The 18,578-nt window shown below is 70.8% G+C and carries 21 protein-coding genes; 10 read left to right on the forward strand and 11 right to left on the reverse strand.

Annotation, left to right across the window (positions count from 1 at the left end; translation table 11 throughout):
* The first annotated feature begins 10 nt into the window (after positions 1 to 10).
* Positions 11 to 2,380 (forward strand): FtsX-like permease family protein, encoded by a 2,370-nt coding sequence (locus IEY55_RS21810; protein WP_189060387.1) that lies wholly within the window; start codon positions 11 to 13, stop codon positions 2,378 to 2,380.
* 65 nt (positions 2,381 to 2,445) lie between these two features.
* Here IEY55_RS21810 and IEY55_RS21815 read toward each other — a convergent pair whose 3' ends face one another.
* The 5 genes from IEY55_RS21815 to crcB (IEY55_RS21835) all read right to left on the reverse strand — a co-directional run bounded on the left by IEY55_RS21815 (position 2,446) and on the right by crcB (IEY55_RS21835) (position 5,107).
* Positions 2,446 to 2,709, reverse strand: coding sequence for a TFIIB-type zinc ribbon-containing protein (locus IEY55_RS21815; RefSeq protein WP_189060388.1), 264 nt, complete (start codon positions 2,707 to 2,709; stop codon positions 2,446 to 2,448).
* Between the two features lie 70 nt (positions 2,710 to 2,779).
* On the reverse strand, positions 2,780 to 3,955 hold the full coding sequence (tgmC, locus tag IEY55_RS21820; protein WP_189060389.1) for an ATP-grasp peptide maturase system methyltransferase: 1,176 nt from the start codon (positions 3,953 to 3,955) through the stop codon (positions 2,780 to 2,782).
* A gap of 29 nt (positions 3,956 to 3,984) precedes the next feature.
* Positions 3,985 to 4,359 (reverse strand): fluoride efflux transporter CrcB, encoded by a 375-nt coding sequence (gene crcB / locus IEY55_RS21825; protein WP_189060390.1) that lies wholly within the window; start codon positions 4,357 to 4,359, stop codon positions 3,985 to 3,987.
* Positions 4,356 to 4,697 carry a DUF190 domain-containing protein gene (locus tag IEY55_RS21830; protein ID WP_189060391.1) on the reverse strand — a complete coding sequence of 114 codons (342 nt, stop codon included), beginning with the start codon at positions 4,695 to 4,697 and terminating at the stop codon, positions 4,356 to 4,358. The genes crcB (IEY55_RS21825) and IEY55_RS21830 overlap by 4 nt, the downstream gene beginning before the upstream one ends.
* Positions 4,694 to 5,107, reverse strand: coding sequence for a fluoride efflux transporter CrcB (gene crcB / locus IEY55_RS21835; protein WP_189060392.1), 414 nt, complete (start codon positions 5,105 to 5,107; stop codon positions 4,694 to 4,696). Before crcB (IEY55_RS21835) ends, IEY55_RS21830 begins: the two co-directional genes overlap by 4 nt.
* A 156-nt stretch (positions 5,108 to 5,263) precedes the next feature.
* Between crcB (IEY55_RS21835) and IEY55_RS21840 the strand changes: the two genes are divergently transcribed.
* The 6 genes from IEY55_RS21840 (at position 5,264) to IEY55_RS21865 (ending at position 9,031) form a co-directional block, all read left to right on the forward strand.
* Positions 5,264 to 5,719 (forward strand): helix-turn-helix domain-containing protein, encoded by a 456-nt coding sequence (locus IEY55_RS21840; RefSeq protein ID WP_189060393.1) that lies wholly within the window; start codon positions 5,264 to 5,266, stop codon positions 5,717 to 5,719.
* Positions 5,720 to 5,723: 4 nt separating this feature from the next.
* A complete protein-coding gene (locus IEY55_RS21845; RefSeq protein WP_189060394.1) occupies positions 5,724 to 6,386 on the forward strand; it encodes a hypothetical protein in 663 nt (220 codons plus the stop codon).
* A gap of 116 nt (positions 6,387 to 6,502) precedes the next feature.
* Positions 6,503 to 6,796 (forward strand): DUF2516 family protein, encoded by a 294-nt coding sequence (locus tag IEY55_RS21850; RefSeq protein WP_373290044.1) that lies wholly within the window; start codon positions 6,503 to 6,505, stop codon positions 6,794 to 6,796.
* A gap of 5 nt (positions 6,797 to 6,801) precedes the next feature.
* Positions 6,802 to 7,626 carry an alpha/beta fold hydrolase gene (locus tag IEY55_RS21855; RefSeq protein WP_229686623.1) on the forward strand — a complete coding sequence of 275 codons (825 nt, stop codon included), beginning with the start codon at positions 6,802 to 6,804 and terminating at the stop codon, positions 7,624 to 7,626.
* Between the two features lie 246 nt (positions 7,627 to 7,872).
* The gene (locus IEY55_RS21860; protein ID WP_189060395.1) at positions 7,873 to 8,427 is read left to right on the forward strand and encodes a type 1 glutamine amidotransferase domain-containing protein; all 555 of its coding nucleotides are present in this window, start codon (positions 7,873 to 7,875) and stop codon (positions 8,425 to 8,427) included.
* A gap of 46 nt (positions 8,428 to 8,473) precedes the next feature.
* Entirely contained in the window at positions 8,474 to 9,031 is a 558-nt protein-coding gene (locus IEY55_RS21865) for a YbaK/EbsC family protein (protein ID WP_189060396.1), read from the forward strand.
* A gap of 291 nt (positions 9,032 to 9,322) precedes the next feature.
* Here the strand turns inward: IEY55_RS21865 and IEY55_RS21870 are convergent, their stop codons facing one another.
* The 5 genes from IEY55_RS21870 to IEY55_RS21890 form a co-directional block, all read right to left on the reverse strand.
* Complete coding sequence (locus IEY55_RS21870) at positions 9,323 to 9,874, reverse strand: hypothetical protein (protein WP_189060397.1); 552 nt, start codon at positions 9,872 to 9,874, stop codon at positions 9,323 to 9,325.
* Positions 9,875 to 9,978: 104 nt separating this feature from the next.
* Positions 9,979 to 10,863: a formyltetrahydrofolate deformylase gene (gene purU / locus IEY55_RS21875; RefSeq protein ID WP_189060398.1), complete on the reverse strand. Its 885-nt coding sequence runs from the start codon at positions 10,861 to 10,863 to the stop codon at positions 9,979 to 9,981.
* Between the two features lie 29 nt (positions 10,864 to 10,892).
* A complete protein-coding gene (locus IEY55_RS21880) occupies positions 10,893 to 11,648 on the reverse strand; it encodes a maleylpyruvate isomerase N-terminal domain-containing protein (protein WP_229686624.1) in 756 nt (251 codons plus the stop codon).
* A gap of 54 nt (positions 11,649 to 11,702) precedes the next feature.
* Positions 11,703 to 12,518, reverse strand: coding sequence for a class I SAM-dependent methyltransferase (locus IEY55_RS21885; protein WP_189060399.1), 816 nt, complete (start codon positions 12,516 to 12,518; stop codon positions 11,703 to 11,705).
* 95 nt (positions 12,519 to 12,613) lie between these two features.
* Complete coding sequence (locus IEY55_RS21890) at positions 12,614 to 13,117, reverse strand: DUF2505 domain-containing protein (protein WP_189060400.1); 504 nt, start codon at positions 13,115 to 13,117, stop codon at positions 12,614 to 12,616.
* A 25-nt stretch (positions 13,118 to 13,142) separates the two neighbouring features.
* Here IEY55_RS21890 and IEY55_RS21895 point away from each other — a divergent pair, with 25 nt between their 5' ends.
* Together IEY55_RS21895 and IEY55_RS21900 are read left to right on the forward strand one after the other, a co-directional pair.
* On the forward strand, positions 13,143 to 14,249 hold the full coding sequence (locus IEY55_RS21895; RefSeq protein WP_229686625.1) for a UDP-N-acetylmuramate dehydrogenase: 1,107 nt from the start codon (positions 13,143 to 13,145) through the stop codon (positions 14,247 to 14,249).
* A gap of 408 nt (positions 14,250 to 14,657) precedes the next feature.
* A complete protein-coding gene (locus tag IEY55_RS21900; RefSeq protein ID WP_229686626.1) occupies positions 14,658 to 15,710 on the forward strand; it encodes a S1 family peptidase in 1,053 nt (350 codons plus the stop codon).
* A 693-nt stretch (positions 15,711 to 16,403) separates the two neighbouring features.
* Here IEY55_RS21900 and IEY55_RS21905 read toward each other — a convergent pair.
* Positions 16,404 to 17,165 (reverse strand): SDR family NAD(P)-dependent oxidoreductase, encoded by a 762-nt coding sequence (locus tag IEY55_RS21905; protein ID WP_229686627.1) that lies wholly within the window; start codon positions 17,163 to 17,165, stop codon positions 16,404 to 16,406.
* 154 nt (positions 17,166 to 17,319) lie between these two features.
* Here IEY55_RS21905 and IEY55_RS21910 point away from each other — a divergent pair, with 154 nt between their 5' ends.
* Positions 17,320 to 18,480, forward strand: a complete 1,161-nt coding sequence (locus IEY55_RS21910; protein WP_189060402.1) for a L,D-transpeptidase — start codon at positions 17,320 to 17,322, stop codon at positions 18,478 to 18,480.
* The last annotated feature ends 98 nt before the right edge of the window (positions 18,481 to 18,578 follow it).

Consider the following 18,578-nt stretch of genomic DNA (forward strand, 5'->3'; position numbering starts at 1 on the left):
CTGACACAGGGTGCGCAACCGGTTCGTGGGATGGCTGGACGAGCTGCTGCTCGGCGCCCGGATGGCCGTCGGGGGCGGCCGCGCCGGGCTGAAGCAGGTTGCCGTGGTCGCGGTGGGCATCGGCCTGGGCGTTGCTGTGCTGCTCCTGGCTGCCTCGGTGACGAACGGGATCGCGGCAAAGGACGCGCGCGCTGCCGCGCGCCTTCCCCATGGGGTGTCCGATCAGTCACCGGATCTTGCGCTGCGGGCGCGCCACATCAACCAGGTGTGGCAGGACACCATGATCAATGGCTATGAGGTGGCCGCGACGAGGCCGGAGGCGCCCGTACCGCCCGGCCTGCCCCGGCTGCCCGGGCCCGGGGAGGCATTCGTCTCGCCGGCCGTCGCCGACGCGATCGCCAATGACCAACACGGCCTGCTCCGCGCCCGGATCCCGGAACGCATCGTCGGGCTCATCGGCGACGACGGGCTGCTCCAGCCGGGCGAGCTCTACCTCTGGGTCGGCCTGCCGGCCGACCAGGTCAACGCCCCCGACACCCTGACCTTGCGCAGCTTCGGGTACGACGCCGACGGCCAGTCCCCCGTCCCCCGCGAGTACCGCCTGCTGCTGAACGCGGCCACCGCGGCGATGCTGGTGCCGATCGGGGTGTTCGTCCTGGTGGCCACTCGGCTCGGGGCCGCAGCCCGGGAGCAACGGCTGGCCGCGGTCCGGCTCGCCGGTGCCGGACCCGGACAGGCCAACCGCATCGCCAGCGGCGAGGCACTGGCCAGCGCCGTGCTCGGGCTCGTCATCGGCACCGGGCTGTTCCTGGCGGTGCGCCCGTTGGCCTGGTACTTCAAGGTGCGTTCGGTCGGTTTCTTCCCTCATGACCTGGTGCCAGCGCCCCTTCCAACAGCGTTGGTCGTGTTGGGCGTACCGACGGTTGCCGTGCTGGCGGCGCTGGTGGCCATGAGGCGGATCGAGATCAGCCCGCTCGGGGTGGTGCGCAGGGGCACACCGTCCCGGCGCCGGGTGTGGTGGCGGTTCATCGTTCTTGTTGTCGGCGCGGCCATGCTGTGGACGGCACCGTTGGCCTCGAGCATCAGCAAGGGGCCGCTCTCGCCATTTGATCCCGATGCCGGCAGCTTCGCTGGCATCGACTGGCAGAGCTGGATTATCCAGGCCGGGCTGGCGCTGGTGCTGCTCGGTGTGGCGAGTCTGGTGCCGTGGTTGGTCGAGCTGGTGGCCCGGAACTGGGGACCCACCCCCATGCCGTTGCTGTTCGCGGTGCGTCGGCTCCGGGACGACGTCACCACCTCGCGGGTTACCGCCGCGGTCATCGTTGTGCTGGCGGGAGGACTGGCCCTACAGGTGATGCTGGCCACCACGGCACGGGAGGTGTCCCCGCACGCACCGCAACAGTCGGAGCGGGCCGGTGCCGTCTTCTGGTCGAGCCGCGGCGACAACGAGGAATGGAGCCGGGTGCGGGATGCGGTCACTCGCATCCCTGGGGTTCGTGGCGCGTACGAGATGCGGACGATCTACATGTACAACCCTGCGGAGGGCCGAGGGCAGTCCGGCGCGACGGTCTATGCCCTGGACTGCGCCGCGTTGCGAGACGTGGGGGTCACCGAGTGTCGCCCCGGGATGGCGTGGTCGGTTGGGCCGACCCGGCGCCCCGTTGGGACCAAGCTCCAGGAGGCTGGTCGCGAGGAGTCCGGGCGTGCCTGGTCGGTTCCGCGGACAACGGAGATCCGGCCGCCGGAGCACTCGCTGTGGGCGAAGATCCTGATCGAGGGTGCGTTCGTGGTGGCTGAGGGAGGTGAGGGATTGCCGCAGGGGGGCTCCCAGCGAGTGCTCGTCGTGCGGGGGGACCGGCCGGACCTGATCCACCAGGTGCTGGCGGCCACCGCACCGATCACCCGGCAGCTCGGTGTCGAGTTCCCCGTCAACAAGGGCAACGAACGGGATCAGCAACTGCTCGAGTCGCTCCGCGCCATGATCATCGCTGGGTCGACCGTGGTCGTGTTGCTCGCCGTGTTGAGCCTGATGGTCGCCGCCTTGGACCAGACCCAGGAACGGCGTCGGCCACTCGCCGTGCTGGGCGCCGTGGGTGTGCGGCACCGGACCCTGGCATGGGCGGTGGTCTGGCAGAACGCGGTTCCCGCGCTACTCGGGTTGGTGCTGGCGGTCCCTGCCGGGCTGTTCACGGGATGGCTGGTGATGAACGCGACCAGCGACCGTATCGGTGCCAGACCACCGATCGACCAGCTCGTTCTGGACTGGCCGAACATCGCGATCGCCACGGGTACGGCCGGGGCACTGGTGTTGCTGGTGACGTTGTCGACGTTGCCGTCACTACGTGCCGCGATCAAGCCATCCGCGTTGCGGCACGAGTAGGTCGACACGTGAACATGGTTCCCCGGTGTCTCTAGTGGACAGAGCGGAACCGCTGCTGTCGAAAATTAGTCGAAGACACCGAAGACGCCTTCCAGGAAGTGGGGACGCCCGCGACCAGAACGCGGTGGATGATCCCCGATCCGCGGATCGCCCGGGTCGACGGGCTGTGGCTCGGGTGGCGCGCTCGCGTAGTGGTGTCGTTCGGCGACCACGAGCCGCTCCAGCTCGCCCCGGTCCAGGAAGATCCCCTTGCAGCGTGCGCAGATCTCGATGTGGACCCCGCTGCGTTCGTGGGTCGACATCACGTCCTCGCACTTCGGGCAGAGCACGTGATCAGCCTACGCGCAAGGAGGTTGGGTGGTGGCTTTCTCGGTGGATCAACCGAACGGTCGGAGCAACCTACAGCGGCCAGCGGTGTGGGCTCTCCGGATGGTCCAGCCACAGCCACTGGCCGTGCCCGGTGACGGTGAGGCCGAAGCGGTCCCGTTCGGGCCGCCCGAGATGCACCCACTCGGTGTGCGCGGCCTCCACCTCGTCCCACAGCCGACGCGGGCCCGACTGCTCCACCGAGTAGCGCCCGTCCGCGGTGGTGTGCCGGGCCCACGACCCGTCCGGATGGAGTAGCCAGACGCGTTGCGGGCCGCCGCCCTGGAACTCCCCGGCGGTCCGGACGCCCGGCAGCGCGGTGCCGGCGAAGAACTCGAACGAGCTGCCGGGGCTGGTCACGGTTCGTGCGCCGAGTCTCGTGCCGCGGCTTGCGCCGTTCTGCTGTGCTGCCTGGGAAAGCAGCTCCTCCACCTCGGGTCCGCTGTGTGCCCGCAGCGGCATGAAACGCGCGTCGGTGGGAAGCACTCGACCTTCGGCATGCTCGGCATCGTGCACGGTGAGCAGCACCAGTCCCGCCCCGAGCGGACGGTGCAGCGTGGTCAACACCAGTCCACCCGGCCGGGTCTGCGCCAGCCAGGGCAGCGGCACGCGCGCCACCGCGCACGTGCCGAGCACCCGGTCGTAGGGCGCGTCGGGTGGATACCCCAGCGCCCCGTCGGCCGTCGCCACGGTGGGGTGGAAGCCGCAGGTGGACAGCCGCTCCGTCGCTCTGCGCACGAGCGCGTCATCAACGTCCACAGTAGATAGTCGGGTCGAACCCAGGCGGTGGCAGACCAGTGCGGCGTTGTACCCCGTGCCCGTGCCGATCTCGAGGACCCGGTGTCCATCATGGACGTCCAGGTCCTCGAGCATCAGCGCCATCAGGCTCGGCTCGCTCGAGGAACTGGTCGGCACACCGGTGGTCGGACCGTTCCGGCGGGTCTCGTCCCAGCGGGCGTCGTCGCCGTCGAGCTGGGTCACCCAGACCCGGTCCAGGTACACCAACCGCAACCAGTCACGGTCGCCCTCGGCGACCGCCGCCCAGCGTCCTCGGACGTCCTGGCGGAAGAACCGGGGGAGAAAGACGTGTCGGGGCACCCGGAGGAACGCTTCCCGCCAGGCCCGGTCGCGGAGCGCACCCTCCTCGACCAGTTCGGCGACCATCCGCTCGCGTAGCTTCGTGGCGAGCCGTTCCGTTGCCTGCCTCATCGCACGCCCCGGCTCCCACGGTAGCGGCCTCAGCCCGCGGTGAGGAGGCCGACAGCCACTCCGGCCGCCGCGGCGACCAGCCCGGCCAGGATGTTGCCCAGGGCGTTCCACAACGCGCGGGTGTGCGCGCCTTCGTTGATCAGCCTGGTCGTCTCGTAACCGAACGTGGAGTATGTGGTGAGGGCGCCGCAGAACCCGGTTCCGACGAGGGCCTGTGCGGATGCGGGGATGGCACCCGCAAGCACACCTCCGGTGAGCAGGCCGAGGAGGAAGGAACCGACCACGTTGACGGCGAGCGTCCCCCAGGGGAAGCCGACCCCCAACCTCGCCTGTACCCAACGGTCGGTGAGGTACCGCAACGGCGCGCCGACTGCCGCACCGACCGCGACGAACAACGCTGTCATTCCCGGTCCGCACCGCCCTCCGGGTGCAGCACCTCGACCTCGTCGAGCATCACGAGCCGCCCCTCGGCCAACTCCGCGACCTGTGGCAGGAACCCGCGCACGCGTTGGGGTTCGTCGACGATGACCACGGTCACCGGCAAATCCTCCGACAGCGACAGCAGCCGCGTGGTGTGCACCCGCGAGGACGCGCCGTACCCCTCGATCCCGCGGAAGACGCTGGCACCCGCGAGCCCGGTGGCGTGCGCCCGCCGCACGATCTCGTGATAGAGCGGTCGGTGTTCCCAGGTGTCGTCCTCCCGGACGAACACGGTGAGCCGAAGGGCTGGAACCGTCCTCATCGCGTGCCTCCCGCCAGTCCGGTCGCGCGCCGGGTCAGTGCGATGCCGAGCACGACCGCTCCCAGTGCCCCCACCAGCGTGCCGGCCACGTACAGCACCGCGACACCGACACGCCCCGCCGCGAGCAGCCGCTCGGCGTCGACCGAGTAGGTCGAGAACGTGGTGAACCCACCCAGGACACCGGTGCCCAGGAACGGGCGGAGTAGGCGGTGACCCGACCACACCTCGGTCGCGAGCACCATGAGCGCGCCCATCAGGAGGCAACCCAGCAGGTTCACGGCGAAGGTCGGCAGCGGGAAACCGGCGGGCTGCCAGGGCAGTGCGAGCCCGATGCCGTACCGGGCGAGCGCGCCCAGCGCGCCACCGACCGCGATGACGGCCACGATGTCCGCGTGCGCCGGCTTGCTCACCCGGACAGCCTAAGCCGCTGCCGGCGGACCTTCCGGGGTCGCCAACCGTGCCCTGGGCCACGCGGATCGGCCGATCAGGTGGTTGCAAGCACATCGCTTGCAACTGCTAGCACACGGGCGTAGCGTCGGCTGCGGCGGAGGGAGGTGCCGGGCCGGATGAGACCCGTCGAGCAGGCCGGTAAGGCCGTCGCCGAGCTGGGCCAGAACATCGGTGACTACATCCGGCAGCAGCGTCGCAACGCCCAGATCTCGCTGCGCCAGCTGGCGAGGCTGGCCGGGGTGTCCAACCCCTACCTCAGCCAGATCGAGCGTGGCCTGCGCAGGCCCAGCGCAGAGATCCTGCAGCAGATCGCCAAGGGGCTGCGGATCTCGGCCGAGGCGTTGTACGTGCAGGCCGGAATCCTGGAACAACGTGCCGGCGGACCCGTCGTGGACGCCGTGCTCGCCGACCCGGACCTCACCGAGCGGCAGAAGCAGGTGCTGCTCGACGTCTACCAGTCGTTCCGGCGGGAGAACGCGGCCTCGTCGACCGAGCCGGGCGAACCCACCGGGGCACCGCCATCCGCCGAACCCGCAAGCCCCGCGCGGGGTCGCGCCACCGACGAGGAGTGAGACCATGCCCAACCCCCCCACCGCGGAGGATGCCCGCAAGGCCCGCGACCAGGTCACCGACGTCCTGACCGGCGCCCTGGAACAGGCCCGCACACCGCTGCTGGCCGCGCTCGGTGCCGGCGACCTCGCCGCCGAGGCCGTCACCTCCGCCCTGCAGACACTGCGCAAGCGGCTCACCGAGCAGGCCGAGGCCGCCCGGTCGACCGTGACCGAGCTGCCCGGCGAGCTGGAGGGCCTGCGTGGCCGGCTGGAACCGGCCGAGCTGCGCAAGCTGCTCGACAACTACACCAAGGCCGCCAACGACTTCTATGCGCAGCTGGCCGAACGGGGCGAGCAGACCCTGGAGCGGCTGCGCCCGCAGGTCGACCGGATCGCCGCGCGCGGCGAGAGTCTCGCGGAGAAGGCCGAGGAGCGCGTGGAGGAGGCGGCCGAGGGGGTCCGCGAGCTCGCCGACGACGTGCTCGGCAAGGTCACCCGGCGGCCGCGCGAGGCCGCGGAACAGCCCGAGGAGCAGTCCGCGGACCAGGCCGAGCAGCCGGCGGCCGAGCAGAAGGTGACCGGGGCGGAGAAGGCCACGGGCGAGGAGAAGGCCGCGCACAAGAAGGCGCCGGTGCGCAAGGTGCCGGCCACGCCGCGACGTGGTTCCGCCGGCAAGGCGACCACCTGATCCGACGCGTTCCACTGAAACGACCCCGGATCCACCGAGTAGGGTGGCCCCCGTCACACGGGGGTCACCTTCCGGTCCGCCGCACGCCGGTGGTGGCACCCCGTACGCTGGGGTGCGTGCCGCGCTTGGACATGCTGATCCTCCTGGTCATCCACTGGGCGGCGATCCCGGTGGGTCTCTACGCGTTCGTGCACGCCCTCATGCAGCGCGCCGACGCGTTCACGGCGGTGGACAAGCTCTCCAAGCCCGCCTGGCTGGGCATCACTGCCGGCGGCACCGCCGCGCTGGTGTTGTTCAGCCTCGCCAGTGCGGGGGCGATGTTCTGGATCGCCGGCCTGGTGGCCGTGCTGGTCTACATCGTCGACGTGCGGCCCCGAGTGACCGAGGTGCAACGCGGCCCGCGATGGTGAGCGGGATGGGGGCAACCACGGGCACCAACGGTGTCGTGGCTCACGGTGACAGCGCTCGTCGGTCGTGGGGTGCCTCGCACGGCACCGCGTTCGGTTCCGGTGATCCGGTCACGCTCGTCGTGCCCGGACTCGGTGCGACCTCCGGCGAGTCCCGCATCCCCGCCTCCGGCGTCCCCGGAACCCGGGTCGTCGTCACGCTCCCCTCCCACGGTGACGCCCCGGACGCTGTGCCGGGTTACTGGACATATCCGCACATGGCGGCAGACGTTCTCGCCATCGCGAATGAAACGGGCGCAACCCGCGCCATCGGGACATCGTTGGGCGCCGGCGCGCTGACCAGGATCGTTGCCGAGCAGCCGGATCGGTTCGAACGCCTCGGTCTCCTGCTCCCCGCCGTGTTCGACCGGCCCCGTGCCACGCCCGCGGTGTGGGCGATGGAACGCCTTGCCGAGGCCGTCGCGGAAGTCGAGCGAACCGGGGATCGGCAGGCACTGCGTGACGTGGTGCTGGCCGAGGTTCCCGAGGGCGCTGCTGTTGGGGATCACATCGAGCAACGCGTGGCCGCTCTGCTGCGGCTGGGTCCTGCACTGCGGGCATTGCCCGACCAGGTTCCGCTCGCGGGGCTGGGGGATGCCGCCGACATGCTCGCCGAGGCGCGGCTACCGGTGCTGGTCATCGGGGCGACCCGGGACCCGCTGCACCCGGAACAGGTGGCGAAGGCGACCGCCGCGGCCCTGCCCGGGGCCCGACTGGAACTGATCGACTCCCCGGCGCCGATGATCACCCACCGCCGGCACCTGCGCGCGCTGATCACCGACTTCCTGGCATAGCCGCGAGGCCGGCCCATCCACATCGCCCACAGTTATCCACAGCCCGTGATCATGCCCTTGACCTGCGACTTTGGTGATCACTACGCTCGACTTGGGCTCGCGAGACCCAGGGCGGGCGGGGGCGTGCCTGGAGTACGAACGTTGCACCTTTCCGGTCGGCAGGCCGTCGCGGTTGACCGGGATCGGGCCGATCGCAGGGGCTGACCGGCGGTTTTGCCGATCGTGCCAGTGGGGTACGCCCAGCCCATGGCTGCGCAGAGGAACCTCATCGCGTTCCTGGTCGACCAGGTGGGCATCGAGCAGGTGGAGCTGACCGACCCCTGGCAGGCGGTACAGGACGCCGGCGCCACACCCCGGCTGCTCGCCACCGTCCCGGACAAGGTGCGGGCCTTCCACCACCTCAACCCGGGCGACGAGTTCGAGGTCGACGTACGGGTCTCCGACGCCGATCCCGTGGAGTACGGCGGGCTCGTCGTGCCCGGTGGCGTGGCCAACGCGGACAAGCTGCGGATGAACGCCCACGCCGTGCGGTTCGTCCGGTCCTTCGTCGATGCCGGCAAACCCGTCGCCGTGATCTGCCACGGTGCCTGGGTGCTCGTCGAGGCCGACGTCGTGCGCGGCAAGACCCTGACTTCCTACCCCAGTCTCGCCACCGACATCCGCAACGCGGGTGGCGAGTGGGTCGACCGGGAAGTCGTGGTCGGTACGGAGAACGGCTGGACGCTGGTCACCAGCCGGACGCCCAAGGACCTCAAGGCGTTCGACCGTGAGGCGTTGCGGGCGTTCGGGCTGGGTGACTGACCGGACAGCGGACGGCGACGCGTTCCCGCGCGCCTAGGCTCCCCGCATGATGTGGAGCGTTGCCGGTCAACTCCGTGCCGAGCCCGCAGCCGATCGACTCGACCTGCTGGCTACCCCGGTTGCCGAAGCTCTCCGGGCACTTCCCGAGGCGGACGTGGCGCGCTGCGGTGTCGCCGAGATCGACCCGGCGCTCGCCGACACCGCCGCACTCTGCGAACACCTGCGCGTTCCGCTCCATGCGTCGGCGAACTGCGTTGTGGTGTCCGGGAAGCGAGCTGGCGAGGTGCGTTATGCCGCCTGCGTTGTCCTCGCGACGACCCGGGTCGACGTGAACAACACGGTTCGGCGTCGCCTGGACGTGCGGAAGGCGTCCTTCGCGCCGATGGACGACGCTGTGGCGCGGACCGGCACGGAGTACGGCGGAATCACCCCGCTCGGGTTGCCGGCGGAATGGCCGTTGCTCCTCGATCCGGCGGTGGCGGACTCAACAGAGCTGGTGGTGGGAAGCGGGGTGCGGCGGAGCAAGCTGCTGCTCCCCGGGGACCTGCTGGCCAGGCTCCCGCGCGCCGAAATCCTCGACGGGCTCGGCATTCCCACGACCTGATCTCTCCCACCGGGTCGGGTGAGGCTGAGCCAGGACCCGGTGACCACCGGCGGGGGCCACGGGCCGCACCCCGCACAGCACGGCCGACAGATCGCGGCCTGCCCCCGCACAGGCGGACCTCCCAGTCCCAAAGCCAGCGGGCTTCGTCCCCACAGACACGCGGCTGGCTAGCCACCTCGTCCCCTCGTCGTCGCCAGGCCCTGGGAAGACGCCGGTCCTCGCCCCGCACAAGCACACGAGGCGGGCGAGGCCTGCGCTCCTTGCCCGCAGACCTCGCCCGCCCACTCGTCGTTACCAGGCCGTGGGACCGCCGAACCGGATCCAGATCTGCCACGACGCGGCCCGCGCGTACTCCGCCGCCGCCCGCAGGGCCAACGTGACCAGCGGATTCCGTGCCAGCGGCGCGGTGAGGTCCTGCACCGCGTCGGCGAGCCGCACGAGTGTGTCGAGCACCGGGTGGCCGTCCGGGTCGGTCACCGCGACCGCGGCCCGCTCCCGGAGGAGCCGGACCAGCGCGAGATCCTCCCGTAGCCGGGCGACCTCCTCGGCGTCGAGCACCCGATCCAGCTCGGCGCAGGCGTGCTCGGCCATCTGCGAGCCGAACGCGAACGCATCCAGCTGTTGCTCGCTGGCCTCGGCGTTGTCGTGGAGCAGGGCGCACACCAGCCCGACGGTGGCCAGCCCCCGGCGCGCGGTCAGGAGCCGGTCCCGCACCACCAGGACCTCGGCCCGCCGCACCGCGGCCGCGGTTGCGACCACGTACTTGACCAGCGGATCCTCGTCCGCTCCCGGCCGGGTCGGCGCGCCTGCGTCGTGGGTGTCAGGGCTTGCGTAGAGGGTCATGAACTCACCGGGCACCCTCTACTTGTCGGTCATCCGCCAGTGGATCTCAAGGGAAGATCGGCCGCTCTTGCGCCGACCGGCTCCCGACGGACGATCAACGGCGGTCAGTGGAAGACGACCGTGCGGTTACCGTGCACCAGGACACGGTCCTCGAGATGCCAGCGCAACCCGCGCGCCAGCACGACCTTCTCGATGTCACGCCCCTTGCGCACCATGTCGGGCACCGCGTCGGCGTGGTCCACCCGGATCACGTCCTGCTCGATGATCGGCCCGGCGTCCAGCTCGGCCGTCACGTAGTGGCAGGTCGCGCCCACCAGCTTCACGCCCCGCGCGTGCGCCTGGTGGTAGGGCCGGGCGCCGACGAACGACGGCAGGAAGCTGTGATGGATGTTGATCGCGCGGCCAGCCCACTCCTCGCACAGCTCCGTCGGCAGCACCTGCATGAACCGCGCGAGCACCACCGCGTGCGGATCGTGCGCCTCGACGAGCCGCCGGACCTCGCCGAACGCGGCGGCCTTCGCGTCCGGATCGGTGCCGGCCCGCGGGAAGGGCACGTGATGGAACGGAATGCCGTGCGCACGGGTGATGTCGGCCAGGTCAGGATGGTTGCCGATGACGGCGGGCACGTCCACGTCCAGCTCGCCCGAAGCGACCCGGCCGAGCAGGTCGTACAGGCAGTGCCCGGCCCTGGACACCAGGATCATCGCGCGCTTGCGCTCGGCGGTGTCGGTGACCCGCCAGTCGGTCTGCTCGCCCAACTCCCGCGCCACCTCGGCGAACCGGGCGCGCAGCTCGGCGACGTCGAACGGCAGTGAATCGGCGCGCACCTCCTGCCGGGTGAAGAACCAGCCGGTGTCCGGGTCCGCGTGGTAGGCGGCCTCAATGATCCATCCGCCGTGCTCGGCCAGGAAGTTGGCGATGGCGGCGACGATGCCGGTGCGGTCCGGGCAGCCAAGGGAGATGACGTAACGGCGTTCAGGCGCTGACACGCGAGGGATTCTCGCAGGTCAGCCAGTGGTCACCGGCCGCGGGCCGCGGCCAGCAGCTCAGCGTCGCCACTGACGATGGCGTGGTGTGGCCGGCCCCAGGCCGCCCGGTAGACCGCGTCCGCGTTGCCGGCCACGGTGGCGTCGGCATCCACCACGTCCACGTGCCGGCTGGTCTGCGGCAACTGCTCCGGCTCCAGCCGGACCAGCCAGGCCCGACCGATGTCGACCGCGTGGAACAGCACCGTGCCGCGCAGAGTGGACTGTGCCCAGGCGGTGACGTGCGACGGCACGACGTGCAGCAGCACCTCGTCGATTCCGTCGGCGGCGAACTCCGCCGGGAACGCCAGCTCCGGCACGTCGTTCCCGCCGTGTTCGGCAGCGGCACACGCGTGTTCGACGTCGAGCCGGTGCATGGCGGCCTCGTGCGCCTGCCGGCGGGACCAGAAGCCGACGGTGGCGGGTGCGACCGGCGAGAACACCCAGGCGGGCGCCGCCGGATCGGCGCCGGCCAGGAAGTCGAGCATCCGACCGCGGTAGTCGTCCCACCAGTCGAGCAGCTCCGCCCACTCCTCGGGTGGTCGCGGTGCCGGCCTCGGGTTCTCGGGGTCGGCGGCGGAGAGGTTCTCCAGCACCCAACCGTGCACCCGGGCGATGTGCCGGACCAGCCGGTGCACGGTCCACTCCGGACAGGTGGGCACCGTTGCCCCGGGCCCCACCGCCACGGCGGCCGCCCGCAACGCCTCGGAATGCTCCCGGATCCGCTCCACGTAGTCGGCGTGCTCCACGAATTCGAGCCTAACGGTGATCTCGGTCGCCCCGCCGCGCCGCGTTCCCCCGAATCAGGGGGAGGGGGCCGGTCGGGCCGGGGCCACCGCCGACCAGGGCAGGGTCACCTCGCCGAGCCGCCACCGCCGCCAACGGTCGAGCACCGGCCACCCCTGATCGGCCAGCAGCCGCACGGTTTCCGCCCAGCGGGCGCGCGGTCCGAACGGGGCGAACGGCGCGGCCTTCGCCCAGCACACGTCCAGCTCCGCCAGCAACGCATACACCCGCTCACCCGCAACGTTGCGGTGGATCAGCGACTTGGGGAGCCGTTCCGCCAGATCGGAAGGGGTGTCGATGGTCGAGGGGCGGCAGGCCATCGTGAAGGTGCGCGGCCCGCCCACATCCAGCGTCACCCAGCAACAGCGCCGGCCGATCTCGTCACAGGTGCCCTCCACCAGCAGGCCACCCGGGGCGAGCCGGTCGAGCAACGTCCGCCACGCCGGGGCCGCCTGCTCCTCGGGGTACTGCCGCAGCACGTTGAACGCCCGCACCAGGACGGGACGTCGCCCCGCCAGCTCGAAACCGCCCCGCCCGAACTCCAGGCGGGGCGGGGCGGCGGCCGGCCGCGCCGCGGCCACCCGCTCCGGGTCGATCTCCAGACCCAGCACCCGCACGTCCGCGCGCAGCACCCGCAGCCGCTCGGCCAGCTCGACCGTGGTGACCGGGGACGAGCCGTACCCGAGGTCCACCACGAGCGGGTCGGCCGCGCCGCGCACCACGTCCGCGACCCACGGCGTACCCACCAGCCACCGGTCGATCCGGCGCAGCCGGTTGGGGTTCGTCGTCCCGCGGGTGGCGAGCCCGAGCGCGCGGGCACGGCCTGCGGCCAACCGCGGTTTCCGTTTCCGGCGCGAGGTTTGCCCGCAGGACTCCGATGTCCGTCGTACGGTCGGTTCCGGGTGCCGGGCCGTCAGCTCCTGCCCGCTCACCGCTGTTCGTCGAGCCAGCCGACGGTGAACGCGTGCTCGGCGACCAGCAGCGTCCGCACCTGGTCGATGACGACTGCCTCCACCTTGCCGCCCACGAACGGCACCTTGACCGTGGCGGTGATGCGGATCCGGGCCCGACAGCCCTCGCCGTGGTCGGTCAGCACGACGGTGCCGTCGATGACCGCCGGGGTCCGTGGCACGGTTGCGTGGACGGTCGCGGTCGCACCGTCGGCAGTGGGCTGCCACACCTCTGTGCGTTCGATCACGAGGTCACCGCCCACGACCGCCTGCACGAAGGACGGCAGCTTGTCGCTCGGGACGCCCTGCCGCAGCACAGCCTTGCCGCCGCCGTCTCCGGACGGCTCCACAACGACCAGCTCGGCGTCGAGTCCGCCCAGTTCGTCCAGCCGGGCCCGCAGGTATGCCTCGTCGACCAGGGCCGCGCGCACCTCGGCGGCCGGGCGCGGGTAGTCGAACGCGGTCTCGGTGCTGGTCGCCATGCCCCGCAGGCTACCGTTGGGCGTCGTGACTACCCCCCTGCCCAGCGCATCCCGTACCGGCTGTGCGGTCCAGGAGGCCGTCCCGCTGTCCGACTACACGACACTGCGCCTGGGCGGCCCGGCCGCCTGGTTCGTGACCGCGGAACGCGCCACCGACCTGGTCGAGGTGGTGCGGGCCGCCGACGATGCGGGTGAACCACTGCTGGTGGTCGGCGGGGGCTCCAACCTGGTCATCTCCGACGAGGGCTTCGACGGCACCGTGGTCCGGGTGGCGACCCGCGGGCGCCAGGTCGACAGCGTCGCCGACGGCGTGGTGGAGCTGACCGTCGAGGCGGGCGAGGACTGGGACGAGGTCGTCGCCGACACGGTGTCCCGCGGGCTGGGTGGCCTGGAGTGCCTGTCCGGCATCCCCGGCCAGGTCGGCGCCACGCCGGTGCAGAACGTGGGCGCGTACGGCGTCGAGGTGTCGGATCTGCTGCGGTCGGTCGACCTGCTCGAGCGCTCCTCGGGCAAGGTGATCCAGGTCCGGGCGGCGGACCTCGGCCTGGCGTACCGGACGAGCATCCTCAGGGGCACCGACAGTGCGGTGGTCCTGCGCGTTCGCTTCGCCCTGCGGCAGGACGCGAGCTCGGCGCCGATCCGCTACCACGAGCTGGCTCGGGTTCTGGGCGTCGAGCCGGGCTCCCGGGTGCCGGCCGCACGGGCCCGCGAGGCGGTGCTGGAGCTGCGCCGGGGCAAGGGCATGGTGCTCGACCCCGACGACCACGACACGTGGAGCGCCGGTTCGTTCTTCACCAACCCGATCGTCCCGGACACCGCGCTGCCGGACGTGCTCGGCGCCATCGCCGCGCGGCTCGGCCCGGACGTGCGGGTACCAACGTTCCCGGGCGGCGCGGGGCGGACGAAGCTCTCCGCGGCATGGCTCATCGAGCGCGCCGGGTTCCGCCGGGGCCATGCCGGGCCGGGAGGCCGGGTTGCGTTGTCCAGCCGACACACCCTGGCGTTGACGAACCGGGGCGGAGCGCGGACCGAGGATCTGCTGTCGCTGGCGCGGGAGGTGCGCGACGGCGTGCGGGCGGCCTTCGACGTGACGCTGCACCCGGAGCCGTTGCTGGTCGGCTGCCGCCTGTGAGAACGCGTTGGGAACGCGTCCGAACAGCGCAGCATCGGCCGCGACTGTCCGGGCATGCGCGTCAGGCAGTCCTGATCGGTGTGCCGGCTGATCGGTCTGATCGGTGCCTTGTGCGCCGTGCCCCGGCGACGCTCGTCCCGACCGCATCCGGAGCTGCGCCGTCCCGACGTCCGGACCCGGAGTAACACCGGGCCGGAGGAGCCCGCCGGACAAGCCTGCCTCGAGGACCTCTTGAGCGAGAAAAATTCCCTGAAAGTTGCGCTCCTATCTCGAAAAGGCCGCGAAAAGTACCCCATTCGGTCAGCTAAGCCAATCGGCTGAACGGCCGATCGGGTGACGTCTGGTGACGGAGTCCTTACCCCACGTGTTCTATGGAGGTAGCGGCAGTGCCGGATCGAGGAGGTCATCATGGCGAAGAACGATGACCCGATGCGCAGGGACCAGATCCGGCCGGTCAAGCGACGCGTCGAGGACGAATTCCTCGCCCGACCCGGTGTGGTCGGCGTGGACATCGGGGAGAAGGTGACCGGGGGCCGGTCGACCGGGCGTCCCGCCATCGTCGTCTACGTGCAGCGTAAGCGCCCGGCCGATGAGGTATCCCAGTCCGAGCTGATCCCGGAAGAGATCGACGGGATCGCTACCGATGTCGTCGAGGAGGACTACGTCCTGCACCAGGTGGTGCTCCCCATCGGCTCGGAGGCGGGCACGCCCGCGCCGGCCGAGGTCGCCAGGGCGATCGTCGGCGGACTGAGTATGGGCCCGTGCCGGCCGATCCGCCTGGCACCACCGGATGTGCCGGTGCCCGGCGAGTACTCGACCGCGGGCACCACCGGCGCGGTGGTCACCGATCGCGGCGGGAGCGGAACGGTCATGATGCTCACCAACTTCCACGTCGCGTGCGTCGACGACGCGTGGTCGGTGGGCGACACCATGGCCCATCCGTCCCGTGTGGACGGTGGGCAGTGCCCGCGGGACGTTTTCGGAACACTTGCCAGGTGCACGTTGTCCAGCCACGTCGACGGTGCCGTGGTCGAGTTGGTCGAGTCCCGCACACACGACTGCGCCATTGCCGATCTCGGCCCGATCGCGGGTGAGGCCGAGGCGACCATCGGCATGGCGGTGCGCAAGCGTGGTCGGACGACACGCGTCACCAGCGGTCGGATCGCGTCCACGGACGCGACCCTCGCGCTGAACTACGGCAACGGCCTGGGCATCCGGACGCTTCGCGACCAGATCCGGATCATCGCCGACCCGGTTCCCTTCGGGGACCGCGGCGACTCCGGGGCGGTGGTGGTCGACGGCGCGAACCGGGTGGTCGGCCTGTACTTCGCCGGGAGCAGGGACGGCCGTTCGGGTTTTGCCAACCCGATCGGACGGGTCCTGGAGGAGTTGGACGTGCGGCTGTGCACGCAGCCGCCGAGCCCACGAGGCCCGGACTCCGCTAAGCGCGCGGAGTCGTGACGCTTCGGCGACGTCACGGCGGCCACGGGGTCCAGGGGGTCCTCACCTGACGGTGGTGGGTGGGGACCACAGGGGCGGGGAACGTACCGGGGCAGCGCTCCCCGCCCCTGTTCTCGTGTTTGGCTCGCCCGTCGGGAAGTCCGCTCGGGATGTGGGACACCAGCCCTGCGCACGGATGCGGCGCGGCGCGGTCCGGGAACCCACAACGGGATAGGTCAACCCAGCGCCGACTTTCCCCGCATCTTCCGGGAAATCCCTGCGTCGGACAGGTTATCTGTCCACTATGGATATTCGGTTGCCCGGTGTGTGGTGCTCGGTTCGCTTGTGTGGGCCTTTTTTGAGAAGTCAAGAGCCCCGAACGATGTAGTCGACAGCGATCAGTAACAGCCCCCACGGATGTCGTGAGCCGCTCCCGCCTTCGGTCGCATCACCGCCCAGACGGGCGTATCCAGGCTTGCTGTCCAGCCAGTCCCGGCAGGAGCCCCACGAGGGGGCACTGTCAGCAAGACGCCCATCGCGGGGCGCTCGTACCACCAGTACTGAGGAGCCGGTCGCCGCCCCTCCAGGCTGCGGGCCCGCCACCAGGATCCGGATAGTCACCGTTACGTCCCCGTTGCCAGAGAAACGAACCTCGGTGCCAATGTCCCGTTGACGGCGCCGCACGATCCCGTCGCGAAGCCGGCAGCGGTGCGCCTAACGGCGGTGTACCCGCGTCGGCGAAGCCTGATCCCTCGGCATGAGCACAATTCGGTCAATGTTCACGTGCGAGGGGCGCGTGACCGCCCAGGCGATGGTGTCCGCGACATCCTCCGCCGTCAGCGGGGTCATCCCTTGATAGACCGATGCGGCACGCTCCTGGTCACCCTCGAACCGCACGAGCGAGAACTCGGTCTCCACCAGCCCCGGGCAGATCTCGGTGAACCGCACCGGCTCGCCCAGGTGCTCACCGCGCAGCGTCTGGTGCAGCACGGACTGCGCGTGCTTCGCCGAGGTGTAGCCCGCACCGTTGTCGTAGATGTGCAACGCGGCTACCGAGGTCACCGTCACCACGTGGCCGTCCCCGGAGTCCGCCAGCCTGCCGATCAGCGCCTTGGTCATTTGGAGCGTGCCCAGGACGTTGGATTCCCACATCCGGCGCCAGTGCTCCTCGTCGGCCTGTGCCACCGGCGCCAGGCCCAGTGCGCCGCCGGCGTTGTTCACCAGCACGTGCGCGGTGGGGACCGCCGCGCAGAACGCCGCCACCGACTCCGGGTCGGTAACGTCGAGGGCGAGTGCGGTACCGCCGATCTCGTCGGCGATTTCCCGGCAGCGCTCGACGCGGCGCGCTCCGAGGATGACGCGGAACCCTTCCGTGGCGAGCCGACGCGCGGTGGCGGCGCCAATGCCGGCGCTTGCCCCGGTCACCACGGCCACTCGGCCGGATGGGGACTCATGGATCGTCTGTTCGGCACTCACGGGCGCAATCCTCCCCCGCGCGGAGGAGGTCAAGGCTGTGACAACCCCCACAAGGAGTTGCGGCAACAGACCCGGTGTGCACGGGCGTCTTGGGACGGGGCACCCTTGACGAGGGAGAAACGGGAGGTGGTCAGTGGTGGTCGCGGCTCCGCGGATGCGCACTGGTCTGATCGGCGGTCTGATAAGCGCGGCGGTGGTCGCGGCCCTGGTGTTCGTGGCCGGATGCTCCGGCTCGAGTGACGCGTCCGGCTCGGCGTCCCCGTCCGAGCCGGTCGCCAAGGTCACGGCCGAACCGGGTGACGGAGCCAGCGGCGTGAGCCCGACCGCCCCGGTCAAGCTCACCGTCGCCAACGGCGAGCTGGAGGACGTCAAGCTCACCAACCCGGAGGGCAAGCAGGTCGAGGGGAAGCGGTCCGAGGACCACAGGACCTGGACCGCCACCGAGAAGCTCGGCTACGGCAAGACCTACACCTGGTCCGGCAAGGCCCGCGGCACCGACGGCAAGGACGTGCCGATCCAGGGCAGCTTCAGCACCGTGCAGCCGGCCCAGGTGCTGCGCGGCACGATCTACCCGCTGGACAACCAGACCGTCGGCGTGGCCATGCCGATCTCCATCAGGTTCGACGCGCCCGTCAAGGACAAGGCCGCTGTCGAGAAGGCGTTGCAGGTGAAGACGTCCGTGCCGGTCACCGGCTCGTGGGGCTGGGTCGAGGGCGACCGCGAGGTGCACTGGCGGCCCAAGGAGTACTGGCCGGCCGGCACCGAGGTGACCGTGACCGCCGACCTGTACGGCGTGAACTACGGCGACGGGGTCTACGGCAAGGACGACCTGAGCACACACTTCACCATCGGTCGCAACCAGGTGGTCAGGATCAACACCCCGGACCACCAGATGGTCGTCTACCGGGACGGCAGGGAGGTCGCCCGCTACGCCTCCAGCAACGGCAGGGACAACGATCCCGAGCTGACCACGCCGAACGGCACGTTCTACGTGACCGAGAAACACGAGCGCTGGAAGTTCGACAACCCCCGCTACGGCTACACCAACGTCTGGAAGAACTGGGCGGTGCGGTTCTCCAACCACGGGGAGTTCATCCACGAGAACGAGGACAACCGAGCCAACATCGGGCGGGCAAACACCTCGCACGGATGCGTCAACCTCACCAACACCGACGCCAAGGCGTATTTCGACAGCGCGCTGGTCGGTGACCCCGTCGAGGTCACCGGCTCCATCACGGACATGCCGCCGCGGTACGCCCCATACGACTGGCTGATCCCGTGGGACCAGTGGCAGGCCAAGTCCGCCCTCAAATGACGTCAAGGGCGAAGCCACAGAAGTGACCTACGTCGCGAGTCGGGAAGCAACCGCCGCCCCACGGGGTTGAGTGTTGCGCGGAGCCCGACTTGGGGGTG

The organism is Longimycelium tulufanense (assembly GCF_014645795.1).
GTDB classification, from domain to species: Bacteria; Actinomycetota; Actinomycetes; order Mycobacteriales; family Pseudonocardiaceae; genus Longimycelium; species Longimycelium tulufanense.

Excerpts from the sequence above, each read along its gene's own strand:
- IEY55_RS21860 (WP_189060395.1), top strand. The coding sequence starts at position 7,873 with ATGGCTGCGCAGAGGAACCTCATCGCGTTCCTGGTCGACCAGGTGGGC.
- IEY55_RS21910 (WP_189060402.1), top strand. The coding sequence starts at position 17,320 with ATGCGCACTGGTCTGATCGGCGGTCTGATAAGCGCGGCGGTGGTCGCG.
- IEY55_RS21855 (WP_229686623.1), top strand. The coding sequence starts at position 6,802 with ATGGGGGCAACCACGGGCACCAACGGTGTCGTGGCTCACGGTGACAGC.
- IEY55_RS21830 (WP_189060391.1), bottom strand. The coding sequence starts at position 4,697 with ATGAGGACGGTTCCAGCCCTTCGGCTCACCGTGTTCGTCCGGGAGGAC.
- IEY55_RS21865 (WP_189060396.1), top strand. The coding sequence starts at position 8,474 with ATGATGTGGAGCGTTGCCGGTCAACTCCGTGCCGAGCCCGCAGCCGAT.
- IEY55_RS21890 (WP_189060400.1), bottom strand. The coding sequence starts at position 13,117 with ATGGCGACCAGCACCGAGACCGCGTTCGACTACCCGCGCCCGGCCGCC.
- IEY55_RS21845 (WP_189060394.1), top strand. The coding sequence starts at position 5,724 with ATGCCCAACCCCCCCACCGCGGAGGATGCCCGCAAGGCCCGCGACCAG.
- IEY55_RS21900 (WP_229686626.1), top strand. The coding sequence starts at position 14,658 with ATGGCGAAGAACGATGACCCGATGCGCAGGGACCAGATCCGGCCGGTC.
- IEY55_RS21870 (WP_189060397.1), bottom strand. The coding sequence starts at position 9,874 with ATGACCCTCTACGCAAGCCCTGACACCCACGACGCAGGCGCGCCGACC.
- IEY55_RS21840 (WP_189060393.1), top strand. The coding sequence starts at position 5,264 with ATGAGACCCGTCGAGCAGGCCGGTAAGGCCGTCGCCGAGCTGGGCCAG.
- tgmC (WP_189060389.1), bottom strand. The coding sequence starts at position 3,955 with ATGAGGCAGGCAACGGAACGGCTCGCCACGAAGCTACGCGAGCGGATG.
- crcB (WP_189060390.1), bottom strand. The coding sequence starts at position 4,359 with ATGACAGCGTTGTTCGTCGCGGTCGGTGCGGCAGTCGGCGCGCCGTTG.